Genomic DNA, 12,498 nt, shown 5'->3' on the forward strand with positions numbered 1-12,498 from the left:
CGAAAACCGTGACAGTAACGAGAGTAAGGAACCGCCCCCGCGCGGACAACAGCGCGAGGGCGGTCCTGTCCGATCTTGTCAGCCGGCTGCGCGCTCGATCAAGTCGGCGATCGCGACGGGCTGGGACGCCAGCGACGCGTGCCCGGACTCGAGTTCGATCGTTTCGCGGGCGCCGATGCGGGCGGCCATGCGGCGCTGGTTGTCCGGGGCGATCATCCGGTCCTGGGCCGAAACCTGGTACCAGGACGGCTTCTGCTTCCACGCCGGGTCCGTCACCGGGTCGCCGAACGTCGAGCCGACCGGCGCCTTCTGCGTGACGGCCATGACGCGGGCCTCGTCGTCGGGCAGGTCCTGGCAGAAGCTCTCGTGGAACTTGTCCTGCGCGATCCACAGGTAGCCGTCGGAGTCCGGCGCGATGTTCGCGCCGCCCGGGGCGTCGTGGCCCTCGCTGACCGTCGCGAGGCTCTCCCCCGCGTCGGGCGCGAACGCCGCGACGTACACCAGGCCCGTCACGTTCGGGAGCGTGCCGGCCTCGGTGATGACGGCGCCGCCGTACGAGTGGCCGACCAGCAGCACCGGGCCGTCGACCTGCTGGACCATCTGCCGGGTGCGGGCCGCGTCGGCGGCCAGCGACGTCAGCGGGTTCTCGACCGCGTGCAGCGCCCCGAAGCCGCGCTTGTCCAGCTCCCCGATGACCTTCGCCCAATGGGCCGCGCCGCCCCAGAAGCCGTGGACCAGCACCACCGTCGGCTTGGCAGACATGATGGGATTCCTCCTCGATCGGGCGCGCCGGGTCCGCTCGTGCGGCGCCGCTCGCGCATACTGCCTCCACAGCCTATGAGGAGGTTCGAGCAAGAACCATGGCCCGGAGACCGGAAAACTTTGCCGATTCACCGCCGCTGCCGACGTACGGCGAGCAGGACGCACTCTCCGACGTCCTGCAGGCGATCCATTTGCAGGGCGGCGACGTGCGCCGGCACACGGACGTCGTCGAGCGCTTTCCCGCCGGGACCCGGTCACTGCACCTCGTCGGAGCGGGGCGGGTCCGCCTCGAAGTCGAGGGCGAGGCGCCCGTCGAGCTGGACCACGGCGACATGGCACTGGTCGCCCGCGGCGACGCGCACGTCGTCCGCCCGGCGCCGGCCGCGGACTGGGTGACCGGCGAGTTCCTGGTCGAGACCGTCGTCGCCGCACCCCTGCTCGGGGTCCTGCCCGCGGCGATCGTGATCCGCGGCGACTCCCGGACGGCGGCGTGGCTCCCGCTGAGCCGGGATCTGCTCCTCTCCGAGGTGACCCGGCCCGAGCCCGGTGCCCGGGTGATGGTGTCGCGGCTGCTCGACCTGCTCTTCATCCGGTCGCTGCGGACGTGGGCGGCATCCGGTGACGACGCGCACCCCGGCTGGCTGACCGCGGCGATGGACCCGGCGCTCGGGCCCGCGCTCACCGCGATCCACCGCGACCCCGGGCGTGACTGGCCGGTCGACGAGCTGGCCCGGCTCACGTCGCTCTCGCGCTCGGCGTTCGCCGCGCGGTTCGCCGAGTCGGTCGGCGAACCGCCCGGGGCGTACGTGCAACGGCGGCGGCTGGACCACGCGGCCCGCCTGCTGCGCGGCACGGCCGAGCCGATCGGCCGGATCGCGGCCCGCGTCGGCTACGCCTCGGAAGCCGCTTTCAGCCGGGCGTTCTCCCGCGCCTACGGGAGTTCGCCCCGGGCCTGGCGCGGCGCCGCGAGTTCCGGTTCGATGGACCGATGACAGCGAAACTGCGGGCCGTGCGTGACGCGGCCAGGCCGGCCGGGACCGTCTTCGGCGACCCCTACGAGACGCCGGACGGGACGACCGTGATCCCGGTGAGTCACCCGGTCGGGGTGTTCGTGATCCACGATGGCACGGTCACGTGGGAAGCCGCCGTGGACACGACCCGCGTCCTGCTGATCGGGGCCATGACCGGCCTGATGGCCGCGACGCTCGGCACCCTCGCCGTACTGCGCAAGCCGCCGTGGCCCGACGTCGTCATCCGCAGGTCACGCTAGACCACACGCGCTAGGCGGCCTGGGCCGCCTGGCCCTTCGCCAGCGCCTGCACGCGGCCGATCGGGCCGTTGTAGTAGTTCTGGTCCCCCGGCAGGCCGCCGCCGCGGGCGAACTGCCAGATGCTCTGCTTGTCCCAACCCGCCGGGAGCTCGCCGACCTCCGGGCCGTAGCGGGCCAGCCAGAGCGGGTTCGTGTTCCCGAACCCGTTCGCGTTGCCGGTGCAGGTCTTCCACCAGGTCGTGCTGGTGTAGATCAGCGCGCTGCGGTGGGCCTTCGCGAGGTACGTGCGCGTGAAATCGGCGATCCACGCCGTCATGTCGGCGGGGTTCTTGCCGTAACAGGGATCGCCGTACGGGTTGTACTCGATGTCGAGCGCGCCCGGCAGCGTCGTGCCGTCACCGCGCCAGCCGCCGCCGTTGGCGATGAAGTAGTCCGCCTGCGCCGCGCCGCTCGAGACGTCCGGGCGGGCGAAGTGGTACGCGCCGCGGATGAGGCCCGCGGCGTGCGCGCCGTCGTACTGCTGGGCGTACTGCGGGTTGACGAACCCAGTGCCCTCGGTCGCCTTGACGTAGGTGAACTTCGCGCCGCCGCCGGTCGCGGCGCCCCAGTCGACCGGGCCCTGGTGGCCGCTCACGTCGTGTCCGAGGGTCTGGTCCGCGACGTCGGCGCGCGAGGTGAGCGGGCTTCCGTGGATCCCTTCGTGCGCTTCGATCTGTGTGCCCGCGAAGTTCGTGTCGGCGTGGGAATAGTCGGCAGCGGCCTGGGCCGGCGCCGCGACGACCACCGACGCGAACGCCGCCAGCGCGCCCGCCCCGGCCAGCTTCGCCAGGGGTCCCGGGACGATTCGGGTCATCTGGGCTCCGATCTCGGTACGGCCGTACGGTGCTGACCCCATGCTGCACGCCCGTACCGGTCCTCGCGAGACTTCTGTCACCCGTCGGAGTGATCCCGGTCCTCAGAGCTCGGTCGTGATGATGGCCTCCACCAGGACTTCTCCGGTCTGGGTCAATTCCACTTCCCCTGCATCGGAATCCAGCCGGACGAGGCCGCGATCGGCCAGGGAGCGGAACTTCCCGAGCCAGGGTTCGGCGAACAGCGAGCGTCCCGGGAAGCGCTCTCCGTGCACCGAGTCGCGCAGCGGCTGCAACGTCGTCAGCGCCATCTTCACCGCCCGCGCCTCCTGGGCCTCGGGCGTGAACCGCGTCGCCGAACCCAGCGGGATCCGGCCGGCCTCCACCGTTTCGATGTAGCGCTTGGAGTTGACGTCGGTGATCGCCTCCGACGCGCGGCAGCTCGAACTGCCGCCGAGCCCGATCGCGACCTCGGCCTCCTGCTTGGCCTGGTCGACCATGATGGACTTCCACTTCTCCGGCCCGAGGCCGTCGCGCGCGAAGTACATCGTGGGGTGCTCGGTGTAGTTCGCCGCGCGCAGGCCGTCGGTGAGCAGCTCCCGCATCTGGTACTGCTCCCCGAGCGTCGGCCAGCGATGGCCGTCGCGCACCAGTTTGTCCCGGTAGGACGGCAGCTGCCACGCGGCGGGTTTCTCCCCCGTGACGCCCGTGCGGGTGTCGCTGTAGGACGCCAGGTGCAGCTTGGTGCACACGACGGCGGTGATCTCGTTCTCCAGCACGACGTCGAGGTCCCGGCGGACGCTGTCGAGGGTCTGGTCCAGCAGGCCGTACATCAGGTCGATGCTGACCCACTCGAAGCCGAGGTTCTGGGCGTTGCGGACGAAGTCGACGCACATCCGCGCCGAGTGCTCCCGCCCGCACAGCTCGAGGACGTGGTCGTCGAACGACTGGACGCCGCTGGACAACTTGGTGCAGCCCAGGTCCCGCAGCAGTTCGAGCTTCGACGGCGTGAACGTGCTGGGGTCGCCCTCGAACCGGATGGTCGTGTCCGCGGTGAACCCGAACTCGGACCGGTAGAAGTCCAGCAACCGGCGGATCTCCGGTTCCGGCAGCAGCGACGGCGTCCCGCCGAAGACGTTGAACTCGCCGACCTCCGCGCCCGCCAGGTGGGGGACGGCGTCGAGCCACATCCGGGCCTCACGGATGTTCAGGTCGACCCAGTGCTTCGCCTTCTCGTACGTGACCTCGGGTTTGCCCTTCACCAGCACCACCGGGTACTGGCAGAACCGGCAGCGGTAGGCGCACGTCGGGATGTAGGACCACAGGTGGATCGGCGCGCTCGACGCCAGTTGCGCGTCCAGGTCACGCAGGAAGTCCTCCGGCGCGTAGCCGGGGACGTTGCCCGGGAACACGTGCGCGCCGAACGGGTCTTCCTGCACGTAGTCCAGGAGGTGCCGGTTTTCCGGCGCCTCCAGGACGTCGAGCACCGCGGGCCGCGGCCACGCGGGGTCGAGACCGTGCAGTGAGCCGATCGCTTCTTCGTAGGCCAGCGTCATCAGAACACCCCTCCGTTGCCGAAGTAGTTGTGGGCTTCCCCGGATTCGCGGTCCTCGCAGTAGTAGTGGACGAACTCCGCGAACCGCTCCGGCGGGACGTCCGCGAAACACGGCGGCAGCGGCGGCGGGTAGCCGATGTCGTCGCCGACGTGCTTGCGCAGGCACGCGAACAGCTCGTCGGCGAACTCTAAGTAGAGCCGGTACGACGGCGTCTTGTACGCGTGGATCGGGGTGAAGTCGACGACGCGCATCTCGTCGCGGATCTCGGCGATCCGCTCGCTCAGGCGTGCCGCCAGGTCCGCGCCGAAGAACCCGATGACGGCGTCGTCCTCCAGCAGGGCCGGGGTCAGCAGCACCGGCAGGATCGTGTTCTTCGGCGTGAAGTCCTTGATCGAGAACTCCCACGCCTGCAGGGCCTCGGCCTCGGTCAGGTCGGTCTCCGCAACCGGCGCGGACGGGCGGATGTCGCGCATGACGATGGTGCCGCCGGAGCCGTAGGCGCGGCCGGTGATGACCTCGTCGATGGCGTGGTCGACCCGGCGCGGGTTGATCTCGACGCGCGAGCGCGGCGCGTAGGTGATGGCGTCTCCCCCGCTGGCGACCTTGATCCCGAAGTCCCAGTCGTCGGAGAGGTGGTTGACGAACTTGCCGTCCTGCAGCTGGTAGAAGATCTCGATGCCGCCGGCGCGCTCGTAGGCGTCCCGTTCGACGGCGAAGCCCTTGCCGTCGGGGAAGCCGCCGAACAGCGCGAACGTCACGGCGCGGCAGCGCAACGTCCGCTGGATCGCGTCCCACAGCCGCGGGCGGTGCGTGAAGTGGTCCGCGTTGTAGTAGTAGTCGCAGACGCCGATCGCGGCCTTGGTCGTCTCCATCGCCTCCAGGAGCTCGCTCAGCCAGTGCGCGTCGACCCGGCAGTCGGCGTCGGCGGACACCAGGTAGAAGCGTTGCGCCGGATCGGTGTGGGGCCGGTTCCGGCTGCGGGCGGCGGCGAAGTCCATGCCCGCGCGGCGGGCGCACGAGACACCCTGCTCGGGTTCGCGGATCACGTGGACCGCCAGGTCCGGGTGCCCGGCCGCGAACTCGCGGGCCAGCGCGACGGTGTCGTCGGTCGAGTTGTTGTCGACCAGGACGACCTCGTAGCTTTCCTTGTCCAGCGCCTGCTGGTCGTACAGCGTCCGGAGAACCGACCGCAGGTTCGCGGCCTCGTTGTACACCGGCAGCACGACGCTCAGCCGCGTCCCGGCGCCCATCGGCGGCGGGTACAGCCGGTCGACCAGGTCGTCGACGACCTGGGTGCCGAAGCGCGCCCGCCCGAGTTCCTGGTTCGCCCGCACCACTTCCGCTCGGTTCCCTTCGTCGGTGATCAGTTCGGCCACCTCGCGGGCGAACGCCGCGTCCGGCAGGTCGCGGGCCCGGATGTCCAGCACCGGCGCCCGGAACCCCTTGCTGCCGTAAACGGCGTTGTACAGCTCGTACCCGCTGGTCACGTACGGCGTCCCGGAGGCGATCGCCTCGCTGATCGGGTTGCCGTAGCTCTCGTAGTCGTAGGAGGTCAGGAAGGACACGACACTCGCGTGCGCCAGGAGATCGCGTACGGAGTAGCGGCCGGGCGTGGTCGTGTCGTACGGCGTCAGCCAGCCGCCGAAGACGACGCGGTCGCGCACCCCGAGCTGTTCGGCCAGCCGGGTGAGGCTCTCGTACTCCGCGGGTGACTCCTCGACGTCGCCGGCCACGAACAGCCACGCGTCCGGCAGCAGCGCCAGCAGGTGCAGGTCCCGGTCGACGCGCTTCTGCGGGATGATCCGCGTGATCCGGGCCAGCAGCGGGACGTCCTCGGGGATCCCGTGGTCGCGCTTGAAGCCGGCGTTGCGCGCGTCGATCTTCGCGGTGTCGATGGGGAACGTGTTCGGCAGGACGTCGAGGTAACGCAGGCCCGGCACCCATTCGAGAGTCCGTGCCCGGGCTTGTTCGTGCAGCGCGAAGTAGTGGATGTGCGGCGAGTTCCGCGGCGCCGGCGTCTCGCGGTACGGGAACCGCCCGTACTTGGCGATCCCCGGTTCGCTCTGCCACATCAGGTCGTGGTCGCGCCAGAACACGAACCGGCCGAGCCGGTGCCGCGCGCCGTACCGGTCGATCGCGCGGTAGAGCGCCTCGGTGTAGGTCGGGTTCTCCGGCAGGGTCCCGTTCTCGACCATCACCATGGTGACGCCGAGGCGTTCCCACGTCTCGACCATCCGCTCGGCCAGCTCGCCGGCGATCCGGTCGATCTCCGGCCGCAGCGCCGCGCCGGCCTCCCGCTGGACGACCTCGGTGAGCACCCGCTCGACGAACGCCCGGTCGTACCCGCGGACCCGCTCGACCCCGTCGATCCGGTCGAGCACGACCCATTCCGGCAGCAGTGCGGCCTCGTCACGGTAGGGCCGGAAGAACGCGCCCTTGTCGGCCTTGATGTCGTAGCCGAGGTCGAGGTGGACGCGGTGCCCCCGGGCGGACAGCCGGCCCGCCGTCTTGAGGAACTCGACCACCACCCCGGACAGCGGAGTTCCGTCGAAGGACACGCCCCAGAGCACTGACATCGATGGCGGACTCCCGTTTCTCGACTGCGGTGTCCGCTCCACCCTACGTGGCCCGGTCACCGAGACGCCGTGCGAACAGACAGCGCTTTCCCGGAGGCGGGGCGGTTGACCGGGCCCGCCGGACCCCGCAGAGTGGCACCGTGAACCGGGCTCTGGCGGTGCTGACCGGCGGCGCCTTCCTCTCCGTGGTGCTCGGGGTCCTCGCGTCCGGGGAGCCCGTGGCATCGCTTGTGCTGGGTGCCGTCTTCGCCGCGCTCGGCACGGCCGGCTTCGGCTGGGTGCGCCGGCGCGACCACCTCGGCTGGGCCGGCGCGTACGTCGTCGTCCAGCTGCCGCTGGCCTTCGTGATCTTCACGATCAACGCCGGTGTCGGCGCGACGCTCTTCCTCGTGGTGCTGGTCAGCCAGTGTGTCCTGCTGAGGCTGCCGCTGCCCGCTCTCGCCGTCGTGATCGCCGTGGTGCCGCTCGTGCACCTCGGGATGTCGCTGGGCGCCGGGCTGCAGGAAGGTCTCGGCACGCTCGTGTCCGTGGTCTTCGCGGCCGTCGTCACGGAGCTGCTCCAGCGGGAGAAGCGTGCCCGCGGGGAACTCGCCGACGCGCACACGAAGCTGCGGGACTACGCCGCGCAGGCGGAACGGCTTGCGACGGCGCAGGAGCGCAACCGGGTCGCCCGGGACATCCACGACGGGCTCGGGCACGCGCTGACCGTCGTCCAGATGCAGGTCAAGGCCGCGCGGGCGGTCCTGCCGACCGATCCCGGCAAGGCCGACGACGTCCTCGCGAAGGCGCAGGACCAGGCCGAAGCGGCGCTGGCCGACGTCCGGCGGTCCGTGCGGGCCCTGCGCGAACCCCGCGCCGTGCCGCCCTTGCCGGAAGCGCTGAAGGCGCTCGCCGAGGAGACGTCGGCGACCGGCGTCCCGGCGACGCTGACCGTCTCCGGGGTCGAACGGCCGCTGCCGGACGAGGTGAACGAAGCCCTCTACCGGGCCGCCCAGGAAGGCCTGACCAACGTCCGCAAGCACGCCCGGGCGAGCCGCGTCGAGGTGCTGGTGGACTACGCCGACGCGGCGGTCCGCGTCGAGGTCCGCGACGACGGCGCCGGCACCGACGGCACGCCCACGACCGGCTTCGGCCTGCTGGGGCTGCGGGAACGGGCCGCGCGCCTCGGTGGGAAGCTGGCGCTCGAATCGGCCCCGGGACAGGGGTGCGCGCTGAGCATGGAGGTACCGGCGTGAGCCCGGTCCGGGTCCTGCTGGTCGACGACCAGGCCCTCTTCCGCGAGGCCCTCGCGACCCTGCTGGGCACCCGCGACGACATCGACGTCGTCGGCGAAGCGGGCAACGGCGACGAAGCACTGACGCGGGTGGCCGAGCTGACCCCCGACGTCGTCCTGATGGACCTGCGGATGCCGGTCCTCGACGGCGTCGCGGCCACCCGGCGGCTGCGCTTGGCGCACCCGGGCGTCCAGGTCATCGCGCTCACGACGTTCGACGACGACGAGGACGTCTTCGCGGCCCTGCGCGCGGGCGCGGTCGGGTACCTGCTCAAGGACGTCTCCTCGGCGCGGCTGGTCGAGGCCGTGCTGGCCGCCGCGCGGGGCGAGTCGGTGCTCCAGCCGTCCGTCGCGGCGAAGGTCGTCGCGCGGTTCGCGCAGCTGCCCGAGCCGACCGCTCCCCGGCCGCAGCCGCTGGTCGTGCCGCTGTCGGAGCGGGAGCTGGAAGTGCTGCGGCTGGTCGCCGACGGCCGCAGCAACCGGGAGATCGCCGCCGCGGTGTTCCTCGCCGAGGGCACGGTGAAGAACCACGTCACGAACGTGCTGGGCAAGCTCGGCGCCCGCGACCGCACCCAGGCCGCGTTGCGCGCCCGGGACCTGGGTCTCCTCTGACGGGGTCATGACCCCCGGCATGACTTCCGGCACCTGGCAGCACGCCCGCGGGCCGGGATTCTCGTCCAGGACAAACCTGGAGGGAACCCCATGACCACCACCGAAACCGGCCGGACCACCGGCCGCAAACTCACCCGGTTCGCCGCGCACTACGTCGAAATGGTCGCCGCGATGATCATCGGCATGGTCGCGCTCGCCCCGCTCTGGCCGGATGCCTGGACGGCCCGCCCCGACCTCGACGCGCTCGTGATGGCCACCGACATGAGCGTCGCGATGGCCGCGGCGATGCTGCTGCGGCGGCACTCCTGGCCGCGGATCGCCGAGATGTCCGCGGCGATGTACCTGCCGTTCGTGGTCCTGCTGGCGCCGTACTGGCTCGGCGTGCTGTCCGGGGACGCCCTGATGATCGCCGGGCACGTGATCATGTTCCCGCTGATGCTGGCCGTCATGGTGTGGCGCCGCGCCGAGTACTGGCACTGACATGCGCATCCTCCTGCGCCGCAGCGCGATCGTCCTCGCCGCGGTGGTCGCCGTGCTGCTGATCCCCGGTGTCGGCGCGACCGTCTCCGCACTGGCGACGTTCCGCGCCCTCAACGCCCCCGGTCCGCAGCGGGCCGCACCCACCACCCCGCCGCTCCCCCACGACCCGGCCAAGCCGACCGCGGTGGTCGTCGTGGGGAACGCCGGCGCCGTCGTCTCCGACACCCTCGCGCCGTACGAGATCCTCGCCGCCACCGGCCGGTTCAACGTCTACACGGTCGCCCCGGACCGGGCGCCGAAGCCGCTGACCGGCGGTCTCGACCTGGTGCCCGACCTGAGTTTCGCCGATCTCGCCACGCGGCTGGGCGGGGCCGCGCCGGACCTCGTCGTCGTCCCGGCGATGCCGGACACCGGTGAGGCCACGAACGAACCGGTCACCACGTGGCTGCGTGCGCAAGCCGCTCGCGGCACGCGGCTGCTGAGCGTCTGCAACGGCGCGGGGGTGCTGGCCTCGGCCGGTCTGCTCGACGGCCGCCCGGCCACCACGCACTGGCTGAAGCTCGAGTCCTACGCCGACGACTACCCGGCCGTGCACTGGCAGCGCGGGAAGCGGTACGTCGACGACGGGAACGTCGTCACCACGGCCGGCATCCTGTCGGGCATCGACGGGACCCTGCACCTGGTCGAGCGGCTGGCGGGCCCGGCCGTGGCCGCCGACGCCGCGAAGGCGATCGGCTGGCGGCACTACGGCACGCCCGTCCCGGTGACCACCCCGGCCGCGATGCCGGACGCGGTCGCGATCGTCAACGCCGGTTTCCGCTGGAACCCGGCCGAGATCGGGGTGCTGGTGCCCGACGGCGCCGGCGAGATCGAGCTGGCGTCGGTGTTCGACACCCAGGGCCAGTCCCTGTCGTCGCGGACCGTCGCGGTGAGCACGGACGGCGGCGCCGTCCGCTCCCGGCACGGGCTGACTTTCCTGCCCCGCGCGAAACTCGCCGACGCCGATCTCGACCGGCTCCTCGTGCCCGGCGCGACGCGCGGAGTGCCGACGCCGCCGGGCGGGCCGGCGCCCGAGTACGCGCACGACCGGCCCGGCTTCGCCTACGGCGTCGCGGTGAGCGGGCTCGCGCGCGACACCGACGTCGCGACCGCGCGGTGGACGGCGAAAGCCCTGGAGCTGCCCACCGACGACGTCGTGTTCGACGGCCCGGCGTGGCCGTGGTGGCCCACGGCCACGCCGGTCGCGCTGATCCTCCTGGGCATCGGTGTGGTCGTGGTGCTCCGGCGACGGCGTCAGGGCGCCCAGGGCTGAGCGACCGCCCAGCTGACGTCGTCGGCCCAGGAAGTGGCGCTGTCCCAGGCGTTCGCACCGCTGGAGTCCGCGATGTAGACGGAGTTGTCGTAGTGCCGCAGGTACTTCGCGGGGTAGTTGGCGGACCGGAACGACGTGCCCTGCCCGTTCTTCCCGGCGACCGGGCAGAACGTCGCGTCGGACCGGAACGCCGCGCTGCCGTCCATCGGCTGGCGCAGCACCTGGAAGTCGAAGTGCCGCAGGAAGTCCCCGGGATAGTTCCGCGACTCGAACGACACGCACGACGCGTCGGCGAGGCCGCGGCGCACGATCCAGGTCGCGTCGCTCTTGTCGAGCGCGGAACTGCCGGAGGCGACCGGTGAGATCAGCGCCTTGTCCGCCTGGTGGCGCAGGTAGTCGCCGGTGCAGCAGGCGGTGGTGGCCCGCACCGAGATCTCCGACGCCGGGGACAGCGTGCCGGTGCTGCCGGTCGGGCCGCCGTAGCCGACCGACACGACGTTCGCCTGGACCGCGTTGTCCGCGGCGTCGGTCGGCAGGCCGGCCGTCATCACGCCTTCGAAGAACGAGCCGATCGAGCCGTTGCTGTTGTCCCCGCCGGTGCCCAGGACGATCGCGCCCTCCTGGTGCATCGGCGCGTACCCGCCGAGCGTCGGTTCCGGGCCGGAGTAGGTCGTCCGCAGCCCACCGGACCGGGCGTTGCCGTCCTTGAGGGCGAAGAAGTTCTGGCCGTTGTTCTTCAGCAGGGCTGTGACGAACGGGCTGGTGATCCCGGTGTTCGCGGTGTTCTTGCTGCCACCCGAGTCGGACTGGAAGAGCCCGTTCTCGAGGTCGGCCTGCACCCACGGGCCGGCCCCGTGGCAGGGCTGGAACCAGCATTCGGTGCCGAAGTTGAGCGCGTCCATGTGGCCGTTGCCGGTGTCCTGGTTGTTCGTCTCGGCGTTGCCGTAGTCGAAGCAGCAGGCACCGTTGACGTGCGTGCCGGAGGTGATCATGTACATGCCCTCGGGCTGGCCGTTGCGAGCGACACCGGACGTCGTGTTGTCGCGGTAGCCCATCCGGCCGGAGAACGAGGCGCCGTAGACCTGGTGGCCGCCCGCGGTGACCGGTAGCGCGTCGGCCGGCACGCCGGTGTCCTGACCGCCCGCGCCGCCGGGTCCCTCGATCGTCAGGTCGTTGTGCCGCGGCGACTGGTCGTAGATCTCGGTGATGACGCAGGTCGTCGCGCCGCAGAAGGAGTCCTGGGCCGCCGCGTTGGCGTACCCGCCGGCTGCCAGGACGCCGATGTTGCTCCGCGCGCCGTCGGACGCGCGCTGGACCTGGTACAGCGGGCCGTTGTAGGCGGCGTAGAGGGCTCGCGTGGTGCTGTGCGCGGCGACGCACGGGGTGTTCGCGGCGCCGTAGATGTCGCACGGCAGTGACGTGGCAGCCTCGGCCGCCGAGGCCGTCAAGGCCGCCGACGCGGTCGTAAGACTCGCCAGGAGCAGCAGGGCGACGACGGCGAGCGTGCGCAGACTTCGGGCCGGAATGTTAGCGCTAACACATTTGTTGTCTCGACATTGAGACACAAAAGCCTCCATGGTGGGACCGATTGATGTGAGCGTTACCAGCCAGCACTATGACGCCGGATCCCTCGTTTCGTCAACGCGACCATTCGCGGCCGGCCACTCCCGGGTCGCCTAAAACGATTTAGGAATGCCCCTCCCACCGGCGCTCTTCGGCCGCCGCTGCCTCCAGTGGAGTATTGCGGTTGCGTGATCCTCTGATTACAGTCACATATCACACTGGATTGAAACGTTTTAAACTCCC

Annotated in this window: 11 protein-coding genes; 6 read left to right on the plus strand and 5 right to left on the minus strand. The window is 71.3% G+C overall.

All coding sequences use genetic code 11. The annotated features are described in order from the left end of the window. Nucleotides 1-78 precede the first annotated feature (78 nt). A complete protein-coding gene (locus OHS18_RS07355) occupies nucleotides 79-762 on the minus strand; it encodes an alpha/beta hydrolase (RefSeq protein WP_328616411.1) in 684 nt (227 codons plus the stop codon). Between the two features lie 98 nt (nucleotides 763-860). Here OHS18_RS07355 and OHS18_RS07360 point away from each other — a divergent pair, with 98 nt between their 5' ends. Together OHS18_RS07360 and OHS18_RS07365 are read left to right on the plus strand one after the other, a co-directional pair. After that, entirely contained in the window at nucleotides 861-1,754 is an 894-nt protein-coding gene (locus OHS18_RS07360; RefSeq protein WP_328454682.1) for an AraC family transcriptional regulator, read from the plus strand. Further along, complete coding sequence (locus OHS18_RS07365; RefSeq protein ID WP_328616412.1) at nucleotides 1,751-2,032, plus strand: hypothetical protein; 282 nt, start codon at nucleotides 1,751-1,753, stop codon at nucleotides 2,030-2,032. The genes OHS18_RS07360 and OHS18_RS07365 overlap by 4 nt, the downstream gene beginning before the upstream one ends. A gap of 10 nt (nucleotides 2,033-2,042) precedes the next feature. On the opposite strand, the gene OHS18_RS07370 is transcribed toward OHS18_RS07365, so the two are convergent. From OHS18_RS07370 to OHS18_RS07380, 3 genes are all read right to left on the minus strand, one after another. Next, a complete protein-coding gene (locus OHS18_RS07370) occupies nucleotides 2,043-2,885 on the minus strand; it encodes a lysozyme (protein ID WP_328616413.1) in 843 nt (280 codons plus the stop codon). A gap of 102 nt (nucleotides 2,886-2,987) precedes the next feature. Continuing rightward, nucleotides 2,988-4,439: a radical SAM protein gene (locus OHS18_RS07375; protein ID WP_328616414.1), complete on the minus strand. Its 1,452-nt coding sequence runs from the start codon at nucleotides 4,437-4,439 to the stop codon at nucleotides 2,988-2,990. Then, on the minus strand, nucleotides 4,439-7,015 hold the full coding sequence (locus OHS18_RS07380; RefSeq protein WP_328616415.1) for a glycosyltransferase: 2,577 nt from the start codon (nucleotides 7,013-7,015) through the stop codon (nucleotides 4,439-4,441). The genes OHS18_RS07375 and OHS18_RS07380 overlap by 1 nt, the downstream gene beginning before the upstream one ends. A 140-nt stretch (nucleotides 7,016-7,155) precedes the next feature. Between OHS18_RS07380 and OHS18_RS07385 the strand changes: the two genes are divergently transcribed. From OHS18_RS07385 to OHS18_RS07400, 4 genes are all read left to right on the plus strand, one after another. Next, a complete protein-coding gene (locus OHS18_RS07385; RefSeq protein WP_328616416.1) occupies nucleotides 7,156-8,250 on the plus strand; it encodes a sensor histidine kinase in 1,095 nt (364 codons plus the stop codon). Further along, nucleotides 8,247-8,900, plus strand: coding sequence for a response regulator transcription factor (locus OHS18_RS07390; RefSeq protein WP_328454670.1), 654 nt, complete (start codon nucleotides 8,247-8,249; stop codon nucleotides 8,898-8,900). Before OHS18_RS07385 ends, OHS18_RS07390 begins: the two co-directional genes overlap by 4 nt. Nucleotides 8,901-8,990: 90 nt before the next feature. Next, nucleotides 8,991-9,380 (plus strand): hypothetical protein, encoded by a 390-nt coding sequence (locus tag OHS18_RS07395; protein ID WP_328616417.1) that lies wholly within the window; start codon nucleotides 8,991-8,993, stop codon nucleotides 9,378-9,380. A 1-nt stretch (nucleotide 9,381) separates the two neighbouring features. After that, the gene (locus tag OHS18_RS07400) at nucleotides 9,382-10,692 is read left to right on the plus strand and encodes a DJ-1/PfpI family protein (protein WP_328616418.1); all 1,311 of its coding nucleotides are present in this window, start codon (nucleotides 9,382-9,384) and stop codon (nucleotides 10,690-10,692) included. Here OHS18_RS07400 and OHS18_RS07405 read toward each other — a convergent pair. Next, nucleotides 10,674-12,269 carry an alpha-L-arabinofuranosidase B gene (locus OHS18_RS07405; protein WP_442875346.1) on the minus strand — a complete coding sequence of 532 codons (1,596 nt, stop codon included), beginning with the start codon at nucleotides 12,267-12,269 and terminating at the stop codon, nucleotides 10,674-10,676. The two genes, OHS18_RS07400 and OHS18_RS07405, sit on opposite strands and share 19 nt — an antisense overlap. Nucleotides 12,270-12,498: the final 229 nt, after the last annotated feature.

The sequence above is a fragment of the Amycolatopsis sp. NBC_00355 genome, assembly GCF_036104975.1.
Lineage (GTDB): Bacteria > Actinomycetota > Actinomycetes > Mycobacteriales > Pseudonocardiaceae > Amycolatopsis.